The sequence below is a fragment of the Rhizobium binxianense genome (genome assembly GCF_028994275.1).
Lineage (GTDB): Bacteria > Pseudomonadota > Alphaproteobacteria > Rhizobiales > Rhizobiaceae > Rhizobium > Rhizobium binxianense.
This window is the reverse complement of sequence record NZ_CP118713.1, coordinates 216,834-242,797: the sequence shown is the minus strand read 5'-3', so window position 1 is coordinate 242,797 and position 25,964 is coordinate 216,834. Positions and strand designations below refer to the sequence as shown.

Annotated in this window: 19 protein-coding genes and 1 pseudogene; 7 read left to right on the top strand and 13 right to left on the bottom strand. The window is 62.8% G+C overall.

Annotated features, from left to right (window positions below):
• Positions 1-25: 25 nt before the first annotated feature.
• The 4 genes and pseudogenes from PO860_RS01180 to mscL all read right to left on the bottom strand — a co-directional run.
• Positions 26-253: pseudogene (locus PO860_RS01180) on the bottom strand (EAL domain-containing protein); the annotation flags it as partial.
• Between the two features lie 83 nt (positions 254-336).
• Positions 337-1,371, bottom strand: coding sequence for a UDP-glucose 4-epimerase GalE (gene galE, locus PO860_RS01175; RefSeq protein WP_272782905.1), 1,035 nt, complete (start codon positions 1,369-1,371; stop codon positions 337-339).
• 194 nt (positions 1,372-1,565) lie between these two features.
• Positions 1,566-2,732, bottom strand: coding sequence for a pyridoxal phosphate-dependent aminotransferase (locus PO860_RS01170; protein ID WP_272782904.1), 1,167 nt, complete (start codon positions 2,730-2,732; stop codon positions 1,566-1,568).
• A gap of 123 nt (positions 2,733-2,855) precedes the next feature.
• Positions 2,856-3,293: a large conductance mechanosensitive channel protein MscL gene (mscL, locus tag PO860_RS01165; protein WP_272782903.1), complete on the bottom strand. Its 438-nt coding sequence runs from the start codon at positions 3,291-3,293 to the stop codon at positions 2,856-2,858.
• A gap of 319 nt (positions 3,294-3,612) precedes the next feature.
• Between mscL and PO860_RS01160 the strand changes: the two genes are divergently transcribed.
• A complete protein-coding gene (locus PO860_RS01160; RefSeq protein WP_273879892.1) occupies positions 3,613-7,152 on the top strand; it encodes a PAS domain-containing hybrid sensor histidine kinase/response regulator in 3,540 nt (1,179 codons plus the stop codon).
• Between the two features lie 2 nt (positions 7,153-7,154).
• On the opposite strand, the gene PO860_RS01155 is transcribed toward PO860_RS01160, so the two are convergent.
• Positions 7,155-7,712, bottom strand: a complete 558-nt coding sequence (locus PO860_RS01155) for a TetR/AcrR family transcriptional regulator (protein WP_272782901.1) — start codon at positions 7,710-7,712, stop codon at positions 7,155-7,157.
• A 138-nt stretch (positions 7,713-7,850) separates the two neighbouring features.
• Between PO860_RS01155 and PO860_RS01150 the strand changes: the two genes are divergently transcribed.
• Positions 7,851-9,053: an MFS transporter gene (locus tag PO860_RS01150; RefSeq protein WP_273883610.1), complete on the top strand. Its 1,203-nt coding sequence runs from the start codon at positions 7,851-7,853 to the stop codon at positions 9,051-9,053.
• Between the two features lie 60 nt (positions 9,054-9,113).
• Here the strand turns inward: PO860_RS01150 and PO860_RS01145 are convergent, their stop codons facing one another.
• From PO860_RS01145 to PO860_RS01135, 3 genes are all read right to left on the bottom strand, one after another.
• On the bottom strand, positions 9,114-11,471 hold the full coding sequence (locus PO860_RS01145; RefSeq protein WP_273883611.1) for a methyl-accepting chemotaxis protein: 2,358 nt from the start codon (positions 11,469-11,471) through the stop codon (positions 9,114-9,116).
• Positions 11,472-11,707: 236 nt separating this feature from the next.
• Entirely contained in the window at positions 11,708-12,151 is a 444-nt protein-coding gene (locus tag PO860_RS01140) for a YybH family protein (protein ID WP_183605619.1), read from the bottom strand.
• Between the two features lie 106 nt (positions 12,152-12,257).
• Positions 12,258-12,662 carry a GFA family protein gene (locus PO860_RS01135; protein WP_273883612.1) on the bottom strand — a complete coding sequence of 135 codons (405 nt, stop codon included), beginning with the start codon at positions 12,660-12,662 and terminating at the stop codon, positions 12,258-12,260.
• A gap of 116 nt (positions 12,663-12,778) precedes the next feature.
• On the opposite strand from PO860_RS01135, the gene PO860_RS01130 reads away from it, so the two are divergent.
• Positions 12,779-13,222, top strand: coding sequence for a MarR family winged helix-turn-helix transcriptional regulator (locus PO860_RS01130; protein WP_246718165.1), 444 nt, complete (start codon positions 12,779-12,781; stop codon positions 13,220-13,222).
• A 204-nt stretch (positions 13,223-13,426) separates the two neighbouring features.
• On the opposite strand, the gene PO860_RS01125 is transcribed toward PO860_RS01130, so the two are convergent.
• The 5 genes from PO860_RS01125 to PO860_RS01105 form a co-directional block, all read right to left on the bottom strand.
• The gene (locus PO860_RS01125; RefSeq protein WP_003545273.1) at positions 13,427-13,636 is read right to left on the bottom strand and encodes a cold-shock protein; all 210 of its coding nucleotides are present in this window, start codon (positions 13,634-13,636) and stop codon (positions 13,427-13,429) included.
• 263 nt (positions 13,637-13,899) lie between these two features.
• Positions 13,900-16,113 (bottom strand): FAD-dependent oxidoreductase, encoded by a 2,214-nt coding sequence (locus PO860_RS01120; RefSeq protein ID WP_273883613.1) that lies wholly within the window; start codon positions 16,111-16,113, stop codon positions 13,900-13,902.
• A gap of 16 nt (positions 16,114-16,129) precedes the next feature.
• Positions 16,130-16,513 carry a cupin domain-containing protein gene (locus PO860_RS01115; RefSeq protein ID WP_273883614.1) on the bottom strand — a complete coding sequence of 128 codons (384 nt, stop codon included), beginning with the start codon at positions 16,511-16,513 and terminating at the stop codon, positions 16,130-16,132.
• Positions 16,514-16,515: 2 nt separating this feature from the next.
• The gene (locus PO860_RS01110) at positions 16,516-17,724 is read right to left on the bottom strand and encodes an acetyl-CoA C-acetyltransferase (protein WP_183605614.1); all 1,209 of its coding nucleotides are present in this window, start codon (positions 17,722-17,724) and stop codon (positions 16,516-16,518) included.
• Positions 17,725-17,824: 100 nt separating this feature from the next.
• Positions 17,825-19,621, bottom strand: a complete 1,797-nt coding sequence (locus tag PO860_RS01105; protein WP_272782895.1) for an acyl-CoA dehydrogenase C-terminal domain-containing protein — start codon at positions 19,619-19,621, stop codon at positions 17,825-17,827.
• Positions 19,622-19,882: 261 nt separating this feature from the next.
• On the opposite strand from PO860_RS01105, the gene PO860_RS01100 reads away from it, so the two are divergent.
• The 4 genes from PO860_RS01100 to PO860_RS01085 all read left to right on the top strand — a co-directional run bounded on the left by PO860_RS01100 (position 19,883) and on the right by PO860_RS01085 (position 25,910).
• Positions 19,883-20,572 carry a DNA-3-methyladenine glycosylase I gene (locus tag PO860_RS01100; RefSeq protein ID WP_273883615.1) on the top strand — a complete coding sequence of 230 codons (690 nt, stop codon included), beginning with the start codon at positions 19,883-19,885 and terminating at the stop codon, positions 20,570-20,572.
• Positions 20,573-20,644: 72 nt separating this feature from the next.
• Positions 20,645-21,346 (top strand): SDR family NAD(P)-dependent oxidoreductase, encoded by a 702-nt coding sequence (locus tag PO860_RS01095; RefSeq protein ID WP_183605611.1) that lies wholly within the window; start codon positions 20,645-20,647, stop codon positions 21,344-21,346.
• An 85-nt stretch (positions 21,347-21,431) separates the two neighbouring features.
• Positions 21,432-21,797, top strand: coding sequence for a VOC family protein (locus PO860_RS01090; RefSeq protein WP_183605610.1), 366 nt, complete (start codon positions 21,432-21,434; stop codon positions 21,795-21,797).
• Between the two features lie 330 nt (positions 21,798-22,127).
• Entirely contained in the window at positions 22,128-25,910 is a 3,783-nt protein-coding gene (locus PO860_RS01085; protein ID WP_273883616.1) for a peptidoglycan-binding protein, read from the top strand.
• Positions 25,911-25,964 lie beyond the last annotated feature (54 nt).

Genomic DNA, 25,964 nt, shown 5'->3' with positions numbered 1-25,964 from the left:
TTTGCGACTGGTCGATCGGATCCGTTCAGGCAGACAGCGAATTGCGCGCGGAGGCTGCCGCTTCGCACCGGGCGGCATAGTCGATGGCAAGTTCCAGCGGCAGCGGCCGCGAGAAATGATAGCCCTGCGCCAGACGAACGCCCATCGCCTTCAATCCGTCGGCGATCTCTTCGCTTTCGACGCCTTCGGCGACCGAGGCCATGCCGAGATTCTGGCCGAAATTGGCGACCGAGCGGGTGATGTTCATGCAGCGGGTCATGCAGGTCCCGCAGGCACGGGGACGGTCAACAGGCTGGCACCCCGGTAGAAGCGCTTCGCGCCTTGCCTGGAATTGCTCTAGAAAGACGCGGCGGCGAGTGCCCGGTGGATGCTGTGCAGATCGTCGACGTTTCTGTTCGCCAGGAAGAGTTCCCAATCGAGCGAGCTCTGGACGATGGTTTCGAGAGAATCGTATCTCGGTTTCCAATCGAGCACCTGCCTTGCGAGCGAAGCGTCGGCGACGACGCTTGCCGAATCGCCGGCGCGGCGCGGCGCCTTGTGGATGTTGAAGGAATGCCCGTGCAGGCGCGTGACCATGTTCAGCACGTCGAGCACGGAATAGCCGCTGCCATAACCGCAATTGGCAACGAGCGAGCCCTTGTCCTTGCGCAGGTGCTGCAGGGCTTTCAGATGTGCATCGACAAGATCGGTGACATGGATGTAATCGCGCACGCCGGTGCCGTCATGGGTGGGATAATCGATACCATAGACACTGACGCTGTCGCGCCTGCCGAGGGCTGCCTCGCAGGCAACCTTGATCAGGTGGGTGGCGCCTGAGGTCGACTGGCCGGCACGGTGGTCGGGATCGGCGCCGGCGACGTTGAAGTAGCGAAGCGCGACATAGTTGAAATCATAGGCGGCGGCGGCATCGCGCAGCATGAATTCGGTTATCAGCTTCGACTGGCCGTAGGGATTTTCCGGATTGAGGGGTGCGGTCTCCTTCACCGGCAGGTCCGTCTTCTGCTGGCCGTAGACGGCCGCCGTCGAGGAGAAGACGAAGTTGCGGATTCCGGCCTTGACCGAAGCGGAGAGCAGCGCCCGGGTCTTGCCGGAATTGTTGTCGTAATAGGAGAGCGGATCGGCGACCGAGACCGGGACGACGGCGGAGCCGGCGAAATGGATGATCGCCTCGATGTCGTTTTCGATGAAGATGTTCTTCAATATGTCGGAATCGGCGACGTCGCCGAGATAGAAACGCGCCGCCGGCGCCACGGCCCAGCGAAAGCCCGTGGAGAGGCGGTCGAGCACGACCACGTCCTCGCCCGCATCGAGCAGCGCCCAAACCATGTGACTGCCGATATATCCGGCGCCGCCCGTCACCAAAACCGCCATGTCCCACATCCCTGCTTTCGTTTTATAGCAGGGGCATCAGGCCCGGTTTTTCTTTCCAATTTTCTTATCGAATGGCCGTTCGAGGGCCTTTGAACCGGTATGTTTGGACTTGTGGTTAGAGGCCGATTTCGGGCTTTGCTAGAGTTTTATCGATCGGGCGATTCCGGCACAAAACCAGCCGGCCTGGCCGCTTCTCAGCGCTTGAGGATATAATCGCAGAGACGCTCTGCCGCGATCGCCACCTGCGCGGGGTCGCGCAGGAAACAGGCGCGCAGGAAAAGCTCGCCGCCAGCGCCGAACGCGGTTCCGGGAGCAAGGCCGACGCCCGTCTTGTCGACGATATCGAGCGCTGCCTTGCGGCTGTCGGCGACGCCGTCGATCTTCAGGAAAGCGTAAAGCGCGCCGTCTGGCTTCAGCGTCTCGACGCGGTTGGTGGCAACAAGCGCATCGCAGAGAATATCGCGGGAGCGGGCTGCCTTGGCGATATTGGCAGCGATGAAATCGTCGCCCTTATCCAGGGCGGCGACGGCGCCCTTCTGCATGAACTGCGCGACGCCCGACGTCGAATACTGGACGAGATTTTCGAGCACCTGGCCCATCTCAGGGGGTGCGACGATCCAGCCGACGCGCCAGCCGGTCATCGACCAGTTTTTCGAGAAGGAATTGACGAAGATGATCTTGTCATCAGGCGCCATCACATCGAGGAAGGAGGCCGCGCGGCCGCCTGGAAAATAATAGAGGGCGTAGATCTCATCCGCCATGATCCAGAGGTCGTGCTTGCGGGCCAGCGCCAGGATATCGGCGAGATCCTTCTTCGTTGCTGTCCAGCCCGTCGGGTTCGACGGCGTGTTGATGAAGAGGCCCCTGGTCTTTTCCGTGATGGCGGCTTCGATGCGGTTGAGATCGACCGCCCATTTGCCGCCTTCGAACTGCAGCTCGACACCGACCGAGCGTGCGCCTGCGATTTCGAGGGCGGCAGCGATATTCGGCCAGGCGGGGGTGAGATAGACGAATTCGTCACCCGGCGAGGTCAACGCCTGAACGCTGATCTGGATCGCCTGCATGCCGGAACCGGTGACATAGAAATGCTCGACCGGAAGCCGGATTCCGAAATGTCTGGCGTAATAATCCGAAAGCGCCTGGCGAAGCTCGGGAATGCCGCGCTGCCAGGTGTAGAAGGTCTCGCCTGAAGCAAGCGCATCCATCGCCGCCCGGCTGATGAAGTCAGGCGTCGGCAGATCACCTTCACCCACCCAGAGCGGCAGCAGGCCTTCGCGGCCACGGGCATAATTGACGACTTCGACGATCCCGCTTTCGGGCGCCGTAATGGCACGCGGGCTGAGGCTTTTCACGATCGACATGCATATCTCCGGTTTCCGCCTTCATAGAGGATTTACGTCGGCAAATCCCATGATATCCAGTGATGGCATATCGATTTTCGTGATGGATGGACCCGGCCGGAACGGATGGGGCTCCAGTCCGGATCAAGCCGTCGGGCGCGTGGCGAGAAGATCGCGGATTTCCGTCAGCAGCTGAACGTCTGCCGGCGGCGGGGGCAACTCTTCCGGTGCGGCCTTTTCCTGGCGCTCGACCTGAGCACGCAGGATGTTCACGCCCTTGACCATCAGGAAGATGATCCAGGCGAGGATCAGGAAGTTGATGAGGACGGTGAGGAAACTGCCATAGGCAAACACCGCTCCCTGCTCGCGGGCGGCCGCAAGCGACGGCGCGTTGACGGCCGAGGAGAGTGGCAGGAAGTAATTCGAAAAATCGAAGCCGCCGAAAACGGCGCCCACGATCGGCATGATCAGATCGTCGACCAAAGATTTGACGATGCCGCCAAAGGCGCCGCCGATGATGACGCCGACGGCAAGATCCATGACATTCCCGCGCGCGATAAAGGCCTTGAACTCGTTGAGCATCGCATCCGTCTCCCTTCGATGCATTTCAAAGATATGCAAGTGTCTGTTATAGCGTCACGCGTCTCTACAGCCTCGTAAAAAAGGCTCAACGCTTTGAATTGACGCACAATTTATTCTTAATCAATGCCGATTTGAGGAATTATGCAGTAGCAGCATCTTCATTGCAATTCATCAATCGGCAATCGCAATTATTCGGCAATACCCCTCGCGGCCTTTGACTTAAGGCCTAGATGGCCAGGAATTTTCAAAGCGCCTGAAATAACTTAAGCTGACCCCACGTTGCGGGAGGTCCCGGCGGGTTTCCGCCGGCGGAGGGTCAATGCTTCCAGGCTGGGTCATATTCGCGTCTGCCTTCGGCTATCTGCTGCTGCTTTTCGCCGTGGCAAGCTATGGCGACCGCAAGAACCGCAGCCAAGGCACGCTTGATCGCGGCCCGGGCATGCTCGGCCCGGGCGCGCTGGAAGGCGGATGGCCCGTCGTCTATGCGCTGAGCCTTGCGATTTACTGCACCTCCTGGACCTATTTCGGCAGCGTCGGGCTTGCCGCGCAGCGCGGCCTGGAATTTGCTGGTATCTATATCGGCCCGATCCTGGTCTTCACGCTCGGCATGCCCTTGCTTCGCCGCATCATCGAGCTCGCCAAGGCCGAAAAGCTCACCTCGGTTGCCGATTTCGTCGCCGCGCGTTACGGCAAGAACCCGACGGTCGCCACCATCGTCGCGCTGATCTCGCTGATCGGCACCATTCCCTATATCGCGCTGCAGCTGAAAGCCATTTCCAGCACCGTCAGCGCCATGGTCAACCCGTCGGATTACGGCATCGGCAGCGGCAATCTCTATTTCCTCGACCTGCCGCTCCTCGCAACGCTGGTGCTTGCCTGCTTCGCCATCATGTTCGGCACCCGGCACACGGATGCGACCGAACACCAGGACGGGCTGATCCTCGCCGTCTCGATGGAGTCGGTCGTCAAGCTCGTCGCCTTCCTGACGGCCGGCGTCTGCGTCATCTGGTTTCTCTTCGACGGTCCGGCCGACCTCTGGCGGAAGACCGTCGACAACACGCTGGTTATGTCGGCGCTGAGTTACCATACGCCGATCAGCCGCTGGATCACCCTGATCCTGCTGTCGGCCTTCGCGATCATTCTGCTGCCGCGGCAATTCCACGTGACGGTCGTCGAAAACCGGACGCCGAAACAGTTGAAACTCGCAGGCTTCCTGTTTCCTGTTTATCTCATATCAATCAATCTCTTCGTGCTGCCGGTGGCGATCGGCGGGCTCTTGACCTTCGGCGGCAACGGCAATGCCGATTTCTACATGCTGTCGCTGCCGCTTGCCGGCCAGATGCCGGTGGTGTCGCTGATCACCTTCATCGGCGGCTTCTCCGCCGCAACGGCGATGGTCATCGTCGATTCGGTGGCGCTGTCGATCATGGTGTCGAACGACATCATCATGCCGATCTTCCTCAGGCGCAAACTCGCCGGCCGCGCCAGCCTGCGCGACAATTTCGCCAAGACGCTGCTCAATATCCGCCGCAGCGCCATCTTCGCCGTGCTGCTGTTCGGCTATGCCTATTACCGCTCGACCGACAGCACCGCCGGCCTTGCCTCGATCGGCCTGCTTTCCTTTGCGGCGATCGCGCAGATCGCCCCGGCGCTCTTCGGCGGGCTGATCTGGCGGCGGGCGAATGCGCGCGGCGCCATCCTCGGGCTGATCTCCGGCTTCGTCATCTGGGTCTATCTGCTGTTCCTGCCCTCGCTCGGCGGCCCCGATTATTCCTATGTGGCAAGCGCCGTCCTCGGCTTCATCTTTCCCGGGACGACGCTGTTTACCGCCCCCGACGCCGATCCGCTGGTCAATGCGACCGTCATGAGCCTGCTCGTCAATACCGCCTTCTTCGTCGTCGGCTCGCTCACCCGCAATGCCAGGCCGCTGGAACGCATCCAGGCCGGCATCTTCGTCAAGCGGCATTCGCGCTCGCAATTTGCCACGCGCGGCTGGAAGACCCGCGTCAGCGTCGGCGACCTCAAGGCGGCGATCTCGCGCTATCTCGGCGAAGAGCGCATGCAGCGTTCGTTCACCACCTACGAACAAGGTTCCGGCCGCAAGCTGGAGGACGAACAGCCGGCCGACATGGCGCTCATCCATTTCAGCGAACAGCTGCTCGGCAGCGCCATCGGCTCCTCTTCTGCCCGGCTGGTGCTGTCGCTGATCCTGCAGAAGATCGAGGATGCCTCTTCCGATACCGCCTGGCTGCTCGACCAGGCGAGCGAGGCGCTGCAATATAACCAGGACATGCTGCAGACGGCGCTTTCGCAGATGGACCAGGGCATTGCGGTGTTCGACAGTTCCAACCGGCTGACGATCTGGAACCGGCGCTTCCGGCAATTGCTGGATCTGCCGGAAAGTGCCGGTCAGGTCGGTTTTCCCCTGTCGGAGATCGTCACCACGCTCAGCCAGCGCGGCGATATCGCGCCCGGCGATCTCAGCCAGACGGTGCGGCATTTCCTGACGCTCGACAAACCCTTCTCGCTGGTGCTCGGCGGCGGCGAGCGGATCATCGAGGTGCGCTCCAACGCCATGCCCGACAAGGGCATCGTCGCCACCTTCACCGACATCACTCAGCGCGTCACCGCCGACCAGGCGCTGAAACAGGCGAACGAGACGCTGGAACAGCGCGTCGCCGAACGCACGGCCGAGCTGACCCGCGTCAACCGCGAACTCGGCGAGGCGCGCGCTGCCGCCGACGAGGCGAATATCGGCAAGACCCGCTTTTTCGCCGCCGCCGGCCACGACATCCTGCAGCCGCTGAATGCCGCCCGGCTCTATTCCTCGGCGCTAGTCGAGCGCATGGCGCAATCCGACAACAGCCCGATCGTGCGCAACATCGATTCGGCGCTGGAATCGGTCGAAACCATTCTCGGTGCGGTGCTCGATATTTCGAGGCTCGATACCGGCGCGATGCGGCCACGGCTCGCCGCCGTGGCACTCTCCGACCTGCTCAAGCGCATCGAGACCGATTTCGCACCGATCGCCCGGGAAAAACAGCTGAAACTGGTGGTCATGCCGACGTCGCTCAGGGTCCGCTCCGACCCCAACCTTTTGCGCCGGCTGGTGCAGAACCTGGTTTCCAACGCCATCAAATACACGATCACCGGCAAGGTGCTGGTGGGTGCGCGGCGGCGCGGCAACCAGGTGATCATCCAGGTGATCGATTCCGGCATCGGCATTCCACCGTCGAAATTCCGCACCGTGTTCAAGGAATTCGCCCGGCTGGACGAAGGCGCCAAAACCGCTTCCGGCCTCGGGCTCGGCCTATCGATCGTCGACCGCATCGCCCGCGTGCTCAATCATCCGGTCGAGCTGCAGTCGACGCATGGCAAGGGCACGGAATTCCGCATCGCCATGCCGCTCGACGTCTCGCGCCCGGCCGAGGCCGCAGCGGCCGCCGCCCCTGCCGACCGCCCGGGGCAGCCGCTCAAGGGGCTGAAGATCCTCTGCATCGACAACGAGCCGAAGATCCTCGAAGGCATGCGGCTGCTGCTCAGCGGCTGGGGTTGCGAAGTCAAGGGGCTGGATTGTCTCGCCGACGTGATATCCAGCGACGGTCGTGACGGGCCGCCGGATCTCGCCATCGCCGATTATCATCTCGACGACGGCACCGGCATTGCCGCGATCCTGCATCTGCGCCGGCAGTTCGACGCCGATATCCCTGCCCTGATGATCACCGCCGACCGCACGCCGGAGGTGCGCAGCGAAGCCGAGCGGCACGACATCGCCGTTCAGCACAAACCGGTGCGGCCGGCGGCGCTGCGCGCCTATATCACCCAGATTTCCGGCCTGAAACGCGCCGCCGCAGAGTAAAATTAGTCCGCTGTGTTCATGACGCGGGCGACCAGATCGCGCACACGCGCCGTATCCGGCACGTCGCCGAACAGGATGCGATACATGATCGGCGCCACGACCTGGTCCATGACCAGATCGACATCCGGAAACGGCCCGCCGCGGGCCTTCGCCCGCTCGGCGATGACGACGATCTGCTGGCGGGTATATTCGCAGCATTTGCAGGCATTTGCGCCTGCCTGCGCCGCCAGCACGTCGCGGATCATCTCGCGGCCCGGGCCGGAGGACATTTCCTCGGCATACTGCTCGGCCCAAGCCTCGAGATCGGCCCTGCCGCTGCCGGCATCGACCGGCTGCATATCCGGGCGCAAACGCTCGACGGCGACATCGGCAAGAAGCGCCTGCAGGTCGCCCCAGCGGCGATAGATGGTCGACGGCGTCACGCCTGCCTTGCCGGCGATCAGCGGGATGGTCACCTCGGCGCGGCTCATCTCGGCCAGCAGCTCACGCACCGCCTTGTGCACCGATGCCTGAACCCTGGCGCTTCTGCCGCCCGGGCGGAGATTCTCCTTCACTGCCATGCCTGCAACCCGACTTTTGCACCCTGACGCCCATAGTTCAAAATCTTTGACAGAACCATAAACGCAAATAATTTGCCTTTACCAGGCGCCTACCCTACATGGAGCTAACGCAACTGTTTAGCTTTAAGGGGCTTATATATGGTCGCCGCAGCCAAATCCATAGAGAATGCGCCGCGCCCCTCGATCGGCTTTCATGCGCTGACGCTCGCCACCTTCTTCGGCGCCTCCGCAGCGCCCACGCCGCTCTACCGGATCTATCAGGAGAACTTCGCGCTCTCGCCGGTGCTGATCACGGTGGTCTTCGCCGTCTACGCCTTCGCGCTGCTGGCGGCACTGCTGATCGCCGGTTCGATCTCCGACCATCTCGGCCGCAAGCCGGTGATCTTTTTCGCCCTGGTGCTCGAAATCGTCGCCATGGGCCTGTTCGTCGTCGCCAGCGGTCCCGGCTGGCTGATCGCGGCGCGGATCGTGCAGGGCATTGCAACGGGGATTGCCGGCGCCTCGCTCGGAGCCGCTCTCGTCGATGTCGACCGGGCCAAAGGGCAGATCGTCAATTCGATCGCGCCGCTTTGCGGCATGGCGGTGGGCGCGGTCGGCACCAGCGCCTTGATCCAATACGGCCCCTTCCCGATGCATCTCACCTACGCGCTGCTGCTCGTCGCCTTCACCCTGCAGGCAGCGGCCATCTGGCTGACGCGCGAGACCGGCGGCACACGGCCGGGCGCGCTCGGTTCGCTGATACCGCGGGTCGCCGTTCCGCCGCAGGTGAAGCGGCCGCTGTCGCTGGTGACGCCGATCAACGTCGCCAACTGGACGCTTGCCGGCTTCTATCTGTCGCTGGTCCCGTCGCTGGTCGCCAGCACCACCGGCAGCGGCGCGCCGCTGACGGGCGGCGCCGTCGTCACCGCGTTGATGGTGAGCGGGGCAATCGCCGTCTATCTCAGGCGCGGCAAGACGGCCTCGGCCAACCTCGGTTTCGGCGTGTCGGCGAAGACACTCGGCATCCTGACGGTCGTTGCCGGCGTGCATCTCGCCAACGTGCCGCTGCTTCTCGTCGGCACCGTCTTCACCGGCGCCGGTTTCGGCACCAATTTCCTCGGCTCGATCGGCACGATCATGCCACTTGCCAAACCGGACGAGCGGGCCGGATTACTGGCGGCCTTCTACGTCCAGAGCTACCTCGCCTTCAGCCTGCCGGCGATCCTTGCCGGGTTCCTGGCGAAATCGGCCGGTTACGCGCTGACGACGGATATTTATGCGACGGCGATCTTGTTGCTGATGGGCGTCGGGATCACGGCGGTTCGCGCCGGCCGGCGCAAGGCGGCGGAAAGCGCAGCCTGACATTCTTCATCGGCCGAGATCGACCGGAGCGAAGGGTCTCCGCTCCGGTCAAGGGCTGTGTCAGAAGTCCTCCCAGCCATCGCCGGCCGAAGCTGCTGCCTTTGAGCCGCCGCCCAGAGCGACAGCCAGCGTCTTCTTCAATGCGCGGGCCGGAGAGGGAACGGGGGTCATCGTGTGCGATGATACGACTTTCGGAGCGGCGACCGGACGCGGGACATTCGAACGTGTCGTAGTCGAAGTCATGCCCGCGCCGGTATCGAGCCGGAACTGACCCAAGCGTCCGGAGAGGGCAGAGACCTCGGTCGCAAGCCTGTGGGCCGCCGCGTTGGACTCCTCCACCATGGACGCATTCTTCTGCGTCGCCTGATCCATCTGATTGACAGCCGTATTGATTTCCTGAAGGCCGGTCGACTGCTCGCGCGCCGACTGAACGATCGCGTCGACATTGCGGTCGATCTGCTGCACCTCCTGGACAATGCCTTCCAGAGCATCGCCGGTCTGGCGGACCAAGGCAACACCCTGCTGCACCTGGCCGCCGGATGAGCTGATCAGAGCCTTGATCTCCTTGGCCGCGCCAGCCGAGCGCTGCGCGAGCTCGCGGACCTCCTGAGCGACCACGGCGAAGCCCTTGCCGGCTTCACCGGCGCGCGCGGCCTCGACGCCGGCATTCAGCGCCAGCAGGTTTGTCTGGAAGGCGATCTCGTCGATCACGCCGATGATGTTTGAGATCGACTTGGACGACTGTTCGATGTCGTGCATCGCTTCGACGGCGCGTTGCACGATCTGGCCGGAACGTTCGGCATTTTCCTTCGTCCGAGCAACCATCGATCCTGCTTCTTCGGCACGCGCCGTGGAATCCTTGACCGACGTCGTAATCTGCTCCAACGCTGCCGCCGTTTCCTCGACGGAGGCCGCCTGCTGTTCCGTCCGGCGCGCAAGATCGTCGGCAGCAGAACGGATCTCCTCAGTGCCGCTTTGAATGACCGCAGCATTTTGCGAGAACGACAGCAGCGCCGACCGCAGTTTGACGACCGACTCGTTGAAATTGACGCGGGTCTGGTCAAGCGTCGCCGCGAAAGGCTGCTCGAGTGCGATCGTTACGTCGCCTTCGGCAAGCTTGGCGAGGCCAAGCGCCAATTCGCCGACGGCGAATTTGACGTCGGCTTCCTGAGCCTGGTCGATCCGGGCGCGCTCTGCACGCTCCTTTTCCTGCAGCATACGGTTTTCTTCTGCCTCGGTCTGCAGGCGTGCTCTTTCGCGGTTGCTCTCGAGCAGTGCCTTCAGGGAGCGCGAGAGGTCACCGATTTCGTCCTTCGCGTCGCCGTCTTTCAGGGTCACGTCGAGTTTGCCGGCAGCAATGTCGGCAGTCTCGCCGATCACGCTGGAAATCCGGCCGACGAAGCGGCGGGCGATCAGCCACCCGGCGAGGCCGAGCAGCAAGGCCGCCAGGCTGGTGGCGAGAACGGCATCCCGCACGACCGTATAGAGAGCCCCGAAGAGTGTCGCCTTCGGGACCGAAACGATCGCATACCAATTTGAGCTCTCGGCAAGCTTGACCGCGACGGCAACCGCCAGAGAGACGCTGCCATCCTCATTGGTCAGCTCATGCTCGACACCGGGCGTGGCGATCAGACGATCCCAATCCGCAGTCTTTATTCCCGTCTCCGACAGGCTCTTGCCGATGAGGCTCGCATCCGGATGGCTGACGATCTTGCCGGCGCTGGTGACCAGTCCAAGGAAGCCCGCGCCCATGGGTCGAACGGCCGCCAGCGCCTTGTTGGTGTCCTGCAGCGAAAGATCGAGGCCGGCAACGCCGACCGCTTTTCCATCGATGATGATCGGCTTGGTGACGGAGGTCATCAAAACATCCTTGCCGTCGATCGCATAGGAATAGGGCTCGATGACAACGGTTTTGCGCTGTGTGAACGGCAGCTGATAATAGTCGCCCGGCCCAGCCAGTGTGTAATCGGTCAACGCGGTATGGGTGATCTGGCCGCCGCTGCGCACCCAGTAGGGCACATAGCGGCCCGTCGTGTCATGACCTTCCTTGCCGATGAAATCCTTGTCCTTGCCATCGAAGGCATTCGGCTCCCAGCCGGTCCAAGTCGCAAGGATTGACGGGTTGGCTTGCAGCATGTTGAGCAGGACCTTGTCCGCCTTGGTACGATCGGTGTCGCCCAGTTCCTTCATCGTCGTCAGCACGGTGTCCAGTCCGTCGACGATATGCACTGTGCCGCCGATATTCTTTTCGATAGTCAGCGCTTCGGCTGTGGCGATCTGGCGCATCTGTTCGATGCTGCCGCTGCGGATTTCATTATAAGCTTGATAAAAAATGATGCCGGAAGCACCAATAACGGCAATGACGCCACAAGCCGCCACTGAAAAAAGATTGCGACCTGTCGTAGATTTGAAAAACATGTTCCCGCTCGTTTCGCTGCTGTACTAGCGGACGCCTCAAGTCAATTCGCCGGCGCGCTTGAACAACCGTCACCCAGCAAAACCGAAGGCTCCCGAGATCCACGCTTGCAAATTTTGATTAAAAAAGTTCTCATTCTCCACAAATCGGCAACGGAACTATCCGGTTCCAGTTTATATCCCACGATGCACGCCACACTGCTAATTGCAGGATAGAATTATACAAACAGAACGTGGGTTCACGGCGTCAGATCAAGCAGCGCGCGGCCGCTGCCATCCATCGCGAAAGGCACCGAGGCGTGCTGGTGGGCAACCAGCCAGCGGCCGTCCTGCTTGACGAGGCCCAGCGTCTGGCGGAACCAGAGATCGACCTCGGCGCCATCAGTCTTGGTTCCCGTCATGTGCATGAGGCCGCTCCAGAAGGCGACATCCCCGCCGACCGTCAGCTTGGCATCGCGCACCTCGCCGCCGATCGGGCCTTCCCAGGTGTCAAACCAGGCCTGCAGGCCCGCCTGGTCCTTGCCGTAATAGACGAGCGGCGGCGCCAGCGAAAATTCGACGGACTCTTCGGCCTCATAGGAAAGCGCCTCCTCGGCGTTCTTTTCCCCCAGCGCCTTGGCGCGCATCATCAGCATGGCGATGACCGCCTCTTCTTCGTGCCTGGCATTCGTTTCATCTTTCACATCCGTTCTCCTTCTCCGCTATGAACCGAGGACGAACGGGATGACGATGATCCGACAAGCTTTGCGCAATTCCAGCAAAACTGCCGCGCATTTTGTTGGAATTACTTCAGAGGTAACTCGTCACTTCAGGTTCGTTCCACCAGGCATCATGCCTGCCGTCGGAGTAACGGACCGGCAGTGCTGCCAGTTCCTCAGGGGTGATATCGTCGAGGCAGGCAATGTTGATCGAGACATAGGCGCCGCCGATCGCTTCGACATAACCATCGCCAAAGGCCGGCACGCCGCAAGTGCGGCAGAAGCGGTGATGACCGCTCATGGTGTTGAACTGGTAGTCTGATGTTTCCGCCGGGTCGCACATCAGCCGGAAATCCTCCGGCTTGACGTTGGCGCCCCAATAGCGCCGCTTGGCGCAGATCGAACAATTGCAGCGGCCGGTGCCTTCTTCGAGGTCCACGTCCACTTCGTAGTGCACTTTGCCGCAATGGCAGCTTCCCTTGTAGGTTTTCTTCATGGGTGATCTCCTCCTTCGACGTTGCATCGGCCGATCGCGTATGACAATATGTTGTCATTATGGATGAGATACAAAATCGACAACATGTTGTCAAACAAAATCGACCGGAGCGAACGATGGAGGGGAATGCCTTTTCCGCTTTCGCGATCACGGCGCTTCGCCTTGCCGGCCATCTGACGGCGGCCGGCGACCAGCTGGCAAGACCGGCAGGACAGACTAGTGCCCGCTGGCAGGTGCTGGCCGCAGCAAGGCGCGGCGACATGTCGGTGGCGCAGATCGCCCGCGCCCTCGGTCTCGCCCGCCAGGGGGTGCAGCGGCTTACCGATGTGCTGGAAGGCGAAGGGCTGATCGCCTATGCCGACAACCCGCAACACCAACGCGCCAAGCTGGTGCGGCTAACGGCGGAGGGGGCGACTCGGCTTGACGTCATCGAGGTGGCGCAGGCCGGATGGGCGGACGGGCTCGGTGCCGCCTTTACGGCGGCCGAACTCGATGCGGCGCGGGCGGTGATGGCGCGGGTAATGGCGATGCTGGAGGGTGACGGGGCGGCTGGAGGCTGAGCGGCTTGGCCGTCTTGCGACGAAAAATCGGGAGATTCTTCAAGGTCGTGCCGCGGATGCATTTCTTGGGAAGGGCCACCTAGCACAAACCACCCAAAAATAAAAAAGGCCGGGCTAACCCGACCTTCCCTGCCATCTCAACGAACCGTGCCAGTACATCCGTGGTCACGATCCGGAGATGATATTCATAAGCCTTTTATAGGCTCAGGCCGCCTGGAGGCGGTCTGCCGACATCTTGCCGGACTTGTTGTCGCGGACGAGCTCGTAAGACAGCTTCTGGCCATCCTTGAGATCGCGCATGCCAGCGCGTTCAACGGCGGAGATGTGGACGAAAACGTCGGCTGCGCCGTCGTCCGGCTGAATGAAGCCGAAGCCCTTGGTTGCGTTGAACCACTTTACGGTACCAGTGCTCATGACGATATCCTTTTCGAATCGTTCATAGAAGAATGCAGCCCGGACAACTGCCCAGGCGGCGATGAAAACCGATTTTGGAGGAAGTTCGCCAGGAACGACGCGAGCGCCGTTTCAAAGTTCATCTAGCAAGATCGATGCGTGAACGTTTAATCGGGAATTGTGTCCGTGACAAGGCGTCCGCAAGGAAAAGTCGAATTAGGGTTTGGCTGATCGAAAACGAACAATTCTTGAATGTCGTGCAGCAGCACAAGGGCAAAGGCGGCTCACGCCGCCTCCCCCACCTTCGCATAGGGATCGAACCGCCCGTAGAAGGTCTCGCCCTTGGCGGCCATGTCTTTCAAGAGCGGCGTCGGCCTGAAGTGATATCCGTAAGCCTCCGCTAACTTTTCAGCCAGTTCCACGAAGGCCTTCGCGCCCATGCCGTCGATATAGCTCAGCGCCCCGCCGGTATAGGGCGCGAAGCCGAAGCCGAGGATCGAGCCGACATCGGCCTCGCGCGGATCGGTGACGATGCCTTCTTCCACGGTGCGGGCAGCTTCCAGTGCGATGGTGACGAGGAAGCGTTGCTTCAGGACGGTGACGTCGACCTCGTCCGCCTTTTTCTGCGGGTAGAGGGTCTTGAGGTCGGGCCAGAGCGACTTCTTCGCCGGCTTCGGCGGGTAGTCGTAAAAACCCTTGGAATTCTTGCGGCCGAAACGGCCCTCCTTTTCGACCAGGCGGGAGATGAGTTCCATATGCCTGGGGTCGATGGCTTTTTCGCCGAGATCGGCGACGGTGGCCTTGAGGATCTTCAGCGAGAGGTCGATCGCCACTTCGTCGTTGAGCGCCAGCGGTCCCACAGGCATGCCGGCCATCTTGGCGGCATTCTCGATCATCGCAGGCGGCACGCCCTCGATCAGCATGTCGTAGCTTTCCGACATATAGCGCAGCACGCAGCGATTGACGAAGAAACCGCGGGTGTCGTTGACGACGATCGGCGTCTTCTTGATGGCGGCGACATAATCGAGCGCCACGGCCAGCGCCTTGTCGCCGGTTTCGCTTCCGAGGATAACTTCGGTCAACATCATCTTTTCGACAGGCGAGAAGAAATGGATGCCGATGAAATCGGCCGGGCGTTTCGAATTCTTCGCGAGACCCGAGATCGGCAGGGTCGAGGTATTGGAGGCGAAGATCGCGCCTTCCGGCAGCACGGCTTCGACCGCCTCGATGACCGCTTTTTTCACCTCGCGATCCTCGAATACCGCCTCGATGACGAGATCTGTTTTGGCGAGGTCGGCATAATCGGCCGAGGGCGTGATACGCGATAGCAGTGCTGCCGCCTCGTCCTGCGTAAGACGTCCCTTACCTATTGAATCCTTGACCAGGCCTTCGGAGACGGTCTTGCCCTTGGTCGCGGCTTCGATGTCGCGGTCGATCAACGTCACGGAAATGCCGGCGGCGGCGGTGACATAAGCGATCGAGGCGCCCATGAAGCCGGCGCCGACGACGCCGACATGTTTCAGCTCGGTCTTGGGGTGACCGGCCGGGCGGCGGGCGCCCTTGCCGAGCTCCTGCATGGAGATGAACAGCGAACGGATCATCGAGAAGGCTTCGCGGGTCTGCAGCACCTCGGTGAAATAACGCTGCTCGATCTTCAGGCCGGTGTCGAACGGCACCTGCAGGCCTTCATAGACACATTTCAGGATGGCAAGCGCTGCCGGATAATTGCCCGATGTCTCCCGGCGCAGGATCGCTGGCGCTGCCGGCCAGAGCTGAGCGGAGGCCGGCGTCCAGATGCCGCCGCCCGGCGCCTTGAAGCCCTTCTCGTCCCAAGGGGCGACCGGCTTCAGGCCATCCTTGATCATCTGCTTGGCAGCCGGGATCAGCTGATCCGGCTCGACCACCTGATGCACAAGGTTCATCGCCTTGGCACGGGAACCGGTCAGCGACTGGCCGGTGGTCATCATCTGCAGCGCATCCTGAGCGTTCGCCAGCCGCGGCACACGCTGCGTGCCGCCAGCGCCGGGGAAGATACCGACCTTCACTTCGGGCAGCGCGATCTTGACGCTCTTGGCATTGGAGGCAACGCGGCCGTGGCAGGCGAGCGACAGTTCGAAGGCACCGCCCATGCAGGTGCCGTTGATGGCGGACACCCAGGGCTTGCCCGACGTTTCAAGCTTGCGGAACAGGCCGCTCATACGGCCGACCAGACCGAAGAGGGTCTGCACGGCCGTCTCTGGGCTTTTTACCTTCTCCTCCTGATAGGAACTGAACATCGACTTGATCATCGACAGGTCGGCGCCGCCGGAGAAGGAGGACTTGCCCGAGGTGAAGACGACACCCTTGACGGCGGCATCGGCGGTCGTGGCGTCGATGATGGCGTCGAGTTCGGCCATCACCTCCGCGGTGAAGACGTTCATCGATTTGCCGGGCATGTCCCAGGTGACAAGAGTGATGCCGTCGGCGCCGGTTTCGAGCGTGAAATTGGTGTAGGTCATTGGGTTTCCTCCCCGATCAGGCCGGCAAATGGCTGCGCTGCGCGTCTAAGGTCTTCGTCTTTTCGGTGACGACGTCGCCGGTATGCTCGGTCTGCGACGGCTCGAATAGCACGATCCAGCATTCCTCCGGCGCAACCGGATTATGCTCGACACCTCTCGGCACCACATGAAAATCACCGGCGCTCAGATGCACATGCGGGCGGTCGCGATATTCGATGGTCAGCGACCCCTTCCAGATGAGGAAAAGCTCGTCTTCGTCGCGGTGAGAATGCCAGGCGAGCTGGCCCTGAACCTTGGCGAGCTTGACGCTCTGGCCGTTGAGATCGGCTATGACGCGGGGCGACCAGTGCTCGCTGACCTCGGCATATTCGGATTCGATGGTGCCGGTGTTGAAGCCCATCGTCAGACCCTTTCGATAACCGTTGCCGTGCCCATGCCGGCGCCGATGCAGAGCGTCACCAGTGCGGTGTTGAGGTCGCGGCGTTCAAGCTCGTCCAGCACCGTGCCGAGGATCATCGCGCCGGTGGCGCCGAGCGGATGGCCCATGGCGATGGCGCCGCCATTGACGTTGATCCTGTCGTGATCGATCTCGAAAGCCTGCATGTAGCGCAGCACCACGGCGGCGAAGGCTTCGTTCAGTTCGAAGAGGTCGATGTCGGCAAGGCGCATGCCTGTCCGCTTCAACAGCTTCTCGGTGACGTCGACAGGTCCGGTCAACATCAGCGCCGGATCTGAGCCGATATTGGCGAAAGCCTTGATGCGGGCACGCGGCTTCAGCCCCATGCTCTGGCCGCCGGCCCTGGAGCCGAGCAGGACGACGCCGGCGCCATCGACGATGCCGGAGGAATTGCCGGCATGATGGACATAGTTGATGCGCTCGATCTCCGGATGGGCCTGGATGCCGACGGCCTCGAAGCCACCCATCTCGCCGGGCATCTGGAAGGACGGATTGAGGGAGGCGAGCGCCTGCATGTCGGTGCCGGGACGCATATGCTCGTCCTTATCAAGGATCGTCAGGCCGTTCTGATCCTTGACCGGGACGACCGACTTGTCGAACCAGCCGTTTTCCCAGGCATGGGCGGCGCGCTTCTGGCTTTCGACGGCGTAAGCGTCGACATCGGTCCTGTTGAAACCGTATTTGGTGGCGATGAGATCGGCCGAGACGCCCTGCGGCATGAAATAGGCCGGAAAATTCACCGAAGGATCCATGAACCAGGCGCCGCCGGACATGCCGAGGCCGACGCGCGACATGCTTTCAACGCCGCCTGCGATGACGATGTCGTCGGCGCCCTGGGCGATCTTGCCGGCGCCGAAATTGACGGCATCGAGGCCGGAGGCGCAGAAGCGGGAGATCTGCATGCCGGGCGCCCTGGTGGAGTAACCGGCTTCGAAGGCGGCCGCCTTGGGGATGACGGCGCCGGCATCCATGACCGGATCGACGCAGCCCATGATGATGTCGTCGACGGTGTTGGTGTCGAGCCCGTTGCGGTCGCGGATCGCTTCCAGCGTCTTGGCCGCGAGGCGGACGGAAGGCACCTCATGCAGGGCGCCGTCCTTCTTGCCGCGGCCGCGCGGCGTGCGAACGTGATCGTAAATGAAAACCTCGGTCATTTCCTCGTCTCCCTGGCGGCAATCTATCCTGCCTCAAATCCTGGAAGGAGGGGAAAAGACCCCTCCCCAACCCTCCCCACAAGGGGGAGGGAGAACCGGCTCAAAACGCGTCGGCGGCCAATTCCATCATCGTGTCGGCGCCGGCCTCGATGCGGGCCTTGCGCAGCGTGGTTTCCGGCATGATCCGCTCCATGAAGAATTTCGCCGTGATCAGCTTGTTCTTCAGGAAATCCTCGCGGGCGGCATCGCCCGATGCAAGGCCATCCTCGGCGGCTTTTGCCATCTTTGCCCACATATAGCCGAGAACGACGAGGCCGAAGAGGTGCATGTAGTCGGTCGAGCCGGCGCCGGCATTGTCGGGCTTGGCCATGGCGTTCTGCATGAACCACATGGTCGCGGCCTGGACGTCGTTCAAGCCCTTCTTCAGATGCTTGGTGAAGAAGGAGAGCTTTTCGTTGCCGCGGTTCTCCTCGCAGAAATCGCCGATCTCCTTGAAGAGGGCCATGGCGGCGCGGCCGCCGTTCAAGGCGAGCTTGCGGCCGACGAGATCGAGCGCCTGAATGCCGTTGGCGCCTTCATAGATCATGGCGATGCGGGCATCGCGCACATACTGGCTCATGCCGTGTTCTTCGATATAGCCGTGGCCGCCGAAGACCTGCTGGGCCATGACGGCATGATCGAAGCCCTTGTCGGTCATCACGCCCTTGAGGATCGGGGTGACGAGGCCGAGAATATCGTCGGCCGGCTGGCGCTCCTTCTCGTCGGTGGAACGGTGGGCGATATCGGACTTCAGCGCCGTCCAGAGCAGGAAGGCGCGGCCGGCCTCGTTGAAGGCGCGGATGGTCATCAGCGTGCGGCGAATATCCGGATGGACGATGATCGGATCGGCCTTCTTGTCAGGCGCCTTGGGGCCGGAGAGCGAGCGGCCCTGGATGCGGTCGCGGGCATAGCTGGCGGCATTCTGATAGGCGATCTCGGAAATGGCGATACCCTGCAGGCCGACCATCAGTCGCGCCTCGTTCATCATCACGAACATGGCGTTGAGGCCGCGGTTTTCGGCGCCGATCAGGAAGCCGGTCGCCTCGTCGTAATTCATCACGCAGGTGGCGTTGGCGTGGATGCCCATCTTGTGCTCGATCGCGCCGCAGGAGACGGCGTTGCGGGGGCCGAGCGCGCCGTCCTTGCCGACTAGGAATTTCGGAACGATGAAGAGCGAAATGCCCTTGGTGCCCTCGGGCGCGCCTTCGATGCGGGCGAGCACCAGATGAACGATATTGTCGGCCAGATCGTGCTCGCCGGCGGAGATGAAGATCTTCTGGCCCGATATTCTGTAGCTGCCGTCCGCCTGCAGCACCGCCTTGGTGCGCAGCATGCCGAGATCGGTGCCGCAATGCGGCTCGGTCAGGTTCATGGTTCCGGACCAGGCGCCGTCGACCATCTTCGGCAGATAGGTGCTCTTCTGCTCATCGGAGCCATGGACGAGGATCGCGGCGATCGCGCCCTGCGTCAGGCCGGGATACATCATCAGCGACATGTTGGCGGCAGAGGTATATTCGCCGACGGCAGTATGCAGCGTATAGGGAAGCCCCTGCCCGCCGAATTCCTCCGGCACCGCAAGGCCGATCCAGCCGCCTTCGCGATAGGCCTTATAGGCTTCCTTGAAGCCCTTCGGGGTCGAGACGCTGGCATCGTCGTGGCGCGCGCAGCCTTCCTGATCGCCGGAATAATTCAGCGGGAAGAGCGCTTCCTCGGCAACCCTGGCCGCCTCGCCGAGGATCGCTTCGATCAGATCAGGCGTCGCATCGGCAAAACCGGGAAGATTGTTGTAGCGTTCGAGGCCCAGCACGTCGTTCAGGACGAAGAGCGTATCGTTCACCGGGGCCTTGTAGACTGGCATCTTGCGAATTCCTCCCATTCGGTTGACCGGATCGCGCCGGCCTCGGGCACTGTCTTACAAAATATTGACGTTTGCGTAAACGTCAAAATCTGCAGCCCGACCCGCTTTTTGCGAAAAAATTTCAACCGGCGAATCTGCCGGTGATAAAGCACCCGAAAGGCACGAGATGTCATCTCCCCTTCCTTGTCCATCTGGGAATGGCGTATAAGCGGAAGCGTCGTTCAACCCGCAATTCGGAATGCCAAAGGAGGATCGCCGGGGATGATCAGTTTCGAGGCGATAAGGCAGCGTGCGGAGCAACGGAAAGGCGGAGCGGCAGCACTTCAGGCTCTGCTGGAGAAACACCGGCCGGATCACGACCGGCTGCGCGCCATATCAGACGATCGCATTCTGGCGGATATGACCCGGCGCATCTTCTATAGCGGCTTCGTCCAGAAAGTGATCGATGCGAAGTGGCCGGGTTTCGAGGCGGCCTTTGCCGGTTTCGATCCAGCGGCGCTGAATATCGCGCCGGACGATTATTGGCACGTTCTGACGTCGGACGAACGGATTATCCGCAACGGCGCCAAAATCATGTCGGTTCGCGCCAATGCCGCCTTCATCCGGGAGTTGGCAAGGGAACATGGCAGCGCCGGCGCCTTCTTCGCCGACTGGCCGCGGGAAGACCAGATCGGCCTTCTCGAGCTGTTGAGCAAACGCGGCAGCCGGCTCGGCGGCATGACCGGGCAATATTTCCTGCGCGGCATCGGCCGCGACAGCTTCGTCGCCACGATGGATGTGCTCGCCTGCCTCAGATCGGCCGGCGTGCCGCTCTCCTCCTCCGGCACGGCGAAGAAGGACCAGAAGCTGATCCAAGAGGCTTTCAACCACTGGGCCGACGAGACCGGCCTTTCCTTCATCCATCTGTCGCGCATCAGCGCCTATTCGATCGATGCGGCGCAACCGCACTGAAATTCGTCCGGGGCGGTAGCGCGAACCGTGCAGACTTCCTACGTCTGTGCGACGATCCATCGAGGACAAGACATGACCGACTTTCCCTATGGCAGCGCACTGATCGTCGGCGCCGGTTCCGGCATCAGCGCATCGCTCGCCCGGCACTTGTCGGCGCTCGGCGTCAAGGTCGGGCTCGCCGCCCGCAATATCGAAAAGCTGCAGGCGCTCTCCGACGAAACCGGCGCCAGCGTCTTTCGCGCCGACGTCTCGCAGCCGGCAAGCGTCGCGGCGCTGTTCGAAGAGGCGGGCTCTGCCATCGGCGGGCCTGAAGTGGTGATCTTCAACGCCGGCGCCCGCGTGCGCGGCCCGCTCGCCGAACTCGATCCCGCCGAAGTGGAAAAGGCGATCGCGACCACCGCCTACGGCGGCTTTCTGGTGGCGCAGCAGGCGGCGCAGCGCATGATCCCGCGCGGCCACGGCGCCATCCTCTTCACCGGCGCGTCGGCAAGCGTCAAGGGCTTTGCGCAATCGGCGCCCTTCGCAATGGGCAAATTCGCGCTGCGCGGCCTTGCCCAGAGTGCGGCGCGCGAACTCGGGCCGATGGGCATCCATGTCGCCCATTTCGTCATCGACGGCGGGGTGCGCTCGCAGACCCGGCCCGACCGGGCGGAGAAGCCGGATGGCACGCTGCTGCCGGATGCCATCGCCCAGACCTATATCGACGTGCTGCGCCAGCACCGCAGCGCATGGTCGCTGGAGGTGGAAGTCCGGCCGTGGACGGAGAGCTTCTGAGCTCCACCGCAGGCTGACAAAGCAACTTCCGCAGCGGGTCCATACAGGCTAGATTTGCCGTCAACGCTCTGCCGGGAGGAAACCGATGCCGCGTCTGGACCATGTCACGATCGAAACCCGCGATGCGCCTAGAATGATCGGTTTCTTCGAAACCTTGCTCGGCGTCAAGGAAGGTTATCGCCCACCCTTCGCCTCGCCGGGCCACTGGCTCTATCTCGACGAACGCCCGGTCATCCATCTCAGCCTGACATCGCGCAGCACCGATTTTCCGGCCGGCATCTTCAACCATGTCGCCTTCAGCCTTTACGAATTTGGTCCGGCGCTGGAGCGCATCAAGGCGACCGGCTACCGCTACGAATATTACGATATTCCCGACACCGATCTCGGCCAGGTCTTCGTTTACGGCCCCGAAGGCGTGAAGATCGAGCTGCAATATCCCAGGCCGGCCTGAGGCGCCCGCGGCCGTCCGATGTGACGAATTCAGCGGCAATTGCCGCTAAAAATGGCCTTTCGAACACAAACGTTAAAAAATTCTCATCGACATTAACGGCTTGTTTACCACGTTTCGTGAAAGGTGCGGATTGAGCAGTAGTGATCCGCATTCCTTTTCCTAGTCTCGCGTTTCTAAGGATGCCGCTACATCGTTCAGCTTGAGGAAAGTCTAATTGACTATCTTCTTGTGAATGGTGCGCTCCGGTCCGCGGCAAAGCCGTGGGCAGCAGACGAAAAAGCCAAGGATCGAGCTCTGACGAGAGGTCGAGCAGTCGAAGCGAGCAAGAAGATGAACGGATCGCGATCAAATCCTTCCCGGCAGTCCGATAGGACCTCGCTCGATGCGCTGAACCGCACGATCGAAGGGCTGGAGGCACGCATCGAAGGGCTGATGGGCAGCGGGCGCGAACAGCGGCCGCGCACGGCAACGACCGAGCGCGATGCCTATGCCGGCGCCAACGCCCCGCGCCCCGCACGGGCGCCGCTCGAGCCGCGGCCGGATCCGCTCGCTGAAATCCGCCAGCGCCAGCGCGCCCTCGAAGCGGGCCGCGATCGGCCGTACGGACGCGAGCCTGCCCCGCTCTCACGCGAACCGGCGCCGCGCGCCGCCGCGCCGCTGCCGACACCCGCCTTCCGGGCCGGCGACGACACGATGACGGAGATCGCCCAGGCGCTCGTCAATCTGCGCCAGGACCTGAAGCGCGACATTTCCGAAGGCGTCACCCGCGAGATGAACGCGCTGCGCGCCGAACTGCGCGAGATCAAGACAAGCGCCGGAGACGGCCGTTTCGCCGACGAGATCCGCGCCGACATGGGCCGCCTTGCCCAGAGCATCACCCAGCTGACCGGCCGCTCCGCCGGCCCGGAGGCCGCCGGCCTGCGTGAGGATTTCGAAGATCTGCGCTCGCTGATGGACGGGCTGGCGCGCGAGGATTCGCTGCGCCACATGGAAAACCGCTGGGACGGCTTCGAGAGCCGGCTTGCGGCGCTCGATACCGAGGGACTGCAGGAAGAGCTGGTTTCGCTCGCCTACCGGCTGGATGACATCAAGCGCCATATCGGCGGCATGGGCGAAAGCGCGGCCGTCCGTGCGCTGGAAGACAAGCTGATTGCCATCGCCACGGCGATGGAGCAGTTCGGCAACATGATCCAGCCGCACGACCGGGTCATGTCCGAACAGTTCGCCGCCATGGACACGCGGCTCGACGAGATCAGCCGGGCGATCGCAGCCAGCGGACGCGCCGCCGCCACCAACGACCCGGCGCTGATGCAGCGGCTGGAAAGCCGGCTTTCGGCGCTGGCCGACCAGATCGACCTGATGAGCCATGATGCGGCGAACCGCGTGAACCCGGCCGACGAGCTGGCGATGCGGCTGGAGGCGTTGACGACGCGCGTCGAGGAGCTGAGCAAGACGGAAGCGACGTCACGGCTCGACGAACGGCTGGAACAGCTTTCCTATCTTCTGGAGCGCACGCAGAAGGCAGCCCCCCAACCCGACCTCACCGGCCCGCTGTCCGATATTTCCCGCAAGATCGACGCGCTCGAGAACGGCGCCGTCAACGATGTGCTGGCACAGCGGCTCGATTATCTCGCGCGGCGCATCGACGAGATGGCCTATCAGCAGCCGGCGCCGGCCGCAGCGATCGACGACGGCGCCTTCCAGCGTCTCGAAGGGCGGCTGAGCGACATTGCCGCCCGGCTGGAAGAGAGCACGGCGGCAGCGCCGACCGATTCGCGGGCGCTGAAGAACCTCGAAGACCAGATCGCCAATCTTTCGGCGCTGATGAGCGAGCCGCGCGAAAGCGCTGCGATACCGGCCGATTTCGACCGGCGCATGGGCGCGATCGAAGACTATATGGCGACCAGCGACGAATATATCATCGAGGCGGCGCGCCAGGCGGCGGAAGCGGTGGTCGAAGCCTATGCGCGCAATGGCAACGCGCAGGGTGGCGTGCCCGCTGCCGACATGTCGGCGCTGACGGCGCTGGCCGAGGATCTGCGCCACCTCGAAGATATCAGCCGCGACAGTGAGGAACGCACGCACAAGACGTTCAAGGCGCTGCACGAGACGCTGGTGCATATCGCCGACCGCCTCGACGGCATGGAAGAGCGCGGCCGGCCGGTCGCCCAAATGCCGGTCGCGGACGTCGATTTTGATGTCGATCCCTATGCGCTGATGGTAGCCGAAGCGGAGATGGCCCGGCCGCCGGCCGCTGCCCCCGCGCCGAAGGCTTCACCTGTGATCCGCACCGCCGAGGTCGCAGCCGAACCTGCCGCCCCGGCCCAAGCCACCGCCATGAGCGGAACGAGCGCGATCGCCATCGAAGCCGCGAGCAGGACGCCGGAAACTGCGACATCGGCACCGGCAAAGGTCGGCCTGCTCGCCAGCCTCGGCAAGCGGCTGCTGCCCGGGAAAAAAGCCGAGACTCGCGCAACCGAACGCCCGGTGATCGACCCCGCACCCTCGATCGATCCGACCGACGTGGTGTCGACGGATGCGGCAAACGAGCTGCTTGAACCGGGTTCCGGCACCCCCGACGTGAAGAAAATCCTCGAGCGAGTCCGCGCCAGCCAGAGTGCTGCACGCGGCAAACCCGCCACTGAGACCGATCGCGCCGATTATATTGCTGCTGCCCGCCGTGCGGCGCAGGCCGCCGCGATGGAGGTCGACGCCAACCCAAAACAGACAGCCGTCAAATCAGAAAAGAAGGGTGCCGCCGCCGACAAGGCCGGCAAGACGTCCGACAAGGCTTCCGACAAGACTGGCAAGACCAGCGCCTTTTCGCGCTACCGGCGGCCGATCCTGCTGGCGGTCGGCGCCGTGCTGCTTGCCATCATGGCCTTTCCGCTCGCCCGGACGCTGACGAGCGGCGAGCGCGCACCGCAGGCACCGGCGGAAGTTTCGGCGCTGACCGGGGCGGCGGAAAACCCGTCACCGGCCGTGCCGGAAGTAACACCCGCCCAGCCGGACACCGCCGCTCTCGGGACCACCGCTCCGGCAGCGGAGGCTACCCCTCCCCTCTCGGAGCAGGCGCAGCCGGAAGCTGCCCCGCCGGTTGTCGGCGAGCATCTGACCGACGCAGCGCCGCTCGACGGCGAAGGGGCTGCGACATTTGCTCCCTCGGCTCCATCAGGCGCAGCACCGGAGACATCGGGCTTCGTTCCCGCGCCGGCAGCATCCGCACCGCAGGCCGCAATCACCATTCCCGACACGGTCCAGCCGAAATCGCTGGCCGACGCGGCAAGCACCGGCGATGCGCTGGCGCTGTTTGAGATCGGCGCGCGGTATTCTGACGGCCGCAACGGCATGACGGTCGATCAGAAGCAGGCGGCAAGCTGGTACCAGCTTTCGGCCGACAAGGGTTTTGCGCCCGCAGAATACCGGCTCGGCAGCATGTACGAGAAGGGCAACGGCGTCGAACGCGACATCGCCAAGGCGAAGGGCTTCTACGAACAGGCGGCCAACCAAGGCAATGCCAGCGCCATGCACAATCTGGCCGTGCTCTACGCCTCCGGCGCGCTCGGCCAGCAGGATTATGCGACGGCGGCCTCGTGGTTCACCAAGGCTGCCAACCTCGGCATCACCGACAGCCAGTTCAACCTGGCGATCCTCTGCGCCCGGGGCAACGGAGTGCCGGCGGATCTCGAAGAATCCTACAAATGGTTTGCGATCGCCGCCAAGGCCGGCGACAAGGATGCGAGCCAGAAGCGCGACGAAGTGGCCAATGCCATGAAGCCCGACCAGCTCGAACGGGCCCGCGCCAAGGCCGATCTGTGGAAGCCGGAGCCGCTCGACCACCGCACCAACGCCATCGACATTCCCGACGAATGGGCGGGAACCGGCCCGAAGACGGCGAGCGTCGACATGAAGAAGGCGATCCGCAACATCCAGGCGATCCTCAACAATAACGGCTTCGACGCCGGCGCGCCGGACGGCGAAATGGGCGCGAAGACCGTGACCGCGATCAAGAGCTTTCAGAAGTCGATCGGCCAGGAGCCGGACGGCAAGGTGACCGACGCGACTGTCAAGGCGCTGCTCGAGCGCAACAAGCAGGGCAGCAAAGCGATCTGAGCCACGGCCTCTCGACTCCCTCTTCTCCCCCCGGGGAGAAGAGAACATGCCGCC

Coding starts and splice junctions, on each gene's coding strand:
- galE (WP_272782905.1), bottom strand. CDS start 1,371: ATGGCGGTTTTGGTGACGGGCGGCGCCGGATATATCGGCAGTCACATG.
- PO860_RS01105 (WP_272782895.1), bottom strand. CDS start 19,621: ATGCCAGTCTACAAGGCCCCGGTGAACGATACGCTCTTCGTCCTGAAC.
- PO860_RS01100 (WP_273883615.1), top strand. CDS start 19,883: ATGATCAGTTTCGAGGCGATAAGGCAGCGTGCGGAGCAACGGAAAGGC.
- PO860_RS01095 (WP_183605611.1), top strand. CDS start 20,645: ATGACCGACTTTCCCTATGGCAGCGCACTGATCGTCGGCGCCGGTTCC.
- PO860_RS01155 (WP_272782901.1), bottom strand. CDS start 7,712: ATGGCAGTGAAGGAGAATCTCCGCCCGGGCGGCAGAAGCGCCAGGGTT.
- PO860_RS01125 (WP_003545273.1), bottom strand. CDS start 13,636: ATGAGCACTGGTACCGTAAAGTGGTTCAACGCAACCAAGGGCTTCGGC.
- PO860_RS01115 (WP_273883614.1), bottom strand. CDS start 16,513: ATGGGCTTCAACACCGGCACCATCGAATCCGAATATGCCGAGGTCAGC.
- PO860_RS01160 (WP_273879892.1), top strand. CDS start 3,613: ATGCTTCCAGGCTGGGTCATATTCGCGTCTGCCTTCGGCTATCTGCTG.
- mscL (WP_272782903.1), bottom strand. CDS start 3,293: ATGCTCAACGAGTTCAAGGCCTTTATCGCGCGCGGGAATGTCATGGAT.
- PO860_RS01150 (WP_273883610.1), top strand. CDS start 7,851: ATGGTCGCCGCAGCCAAATCCATAGAGAATGCGCCGCGCCCCTCGATC.
- PO860_RS01130 (WP_246718165.1), top strand. CDS start 12,779: ATGGAGGGGAATGCCTTTTCCGCTTTCGCGATCACGGCGCTTCGCCTT.
- PO860_RS01145 (WP_273883611.1), bottom strand. CDS start 11,471: ATGTTTTTCAAATCTACGACAGGTCGCAATCTTTTTTCAGTGGCGGCT.
- PO860_RS01090 (WP_183605610.1), top strand. CDS start 21,432: ATGCCGCGTCTGGACCATGTCACGATCGAAACCCGCGATGCGCCTAGA.
- PO860_RS01120 (WP_273883613.1), bottom strand. CDS start 16,113: ATGACCTACACCAATTTCACGCTCGAAACCGGCGCCGACGGCATCACT.
- PO860_RS01110 (WP_183605614.1), bottom strand. CDS start 17,724: ATGACCGAGGTTTTCATTTACGATCACGTTCGCACGCCGCGCGGCCGC.
- PO860_RS01170 (WP_272782904.1), bottom strand. CDS start 2,732: ATGTCGATCGTGAAAAGCCTCAGCCCGCGTGCCATTACGGCGCCCGAA.
- PO860_RS01135 (WP_273883612.1), bottom strand. CDS start 12,662: ATGAAGAAAACCTACAAGGGAAGCTGCCATTGCGGCAAAGTGCACTAC.
- PO860_RS01085 (WP_273883616.1), top strand. CDS start 22,128: ATGAACGGATCGCGATCAAATCCTTCCCGGCAGTCCGATAGGACCTCG.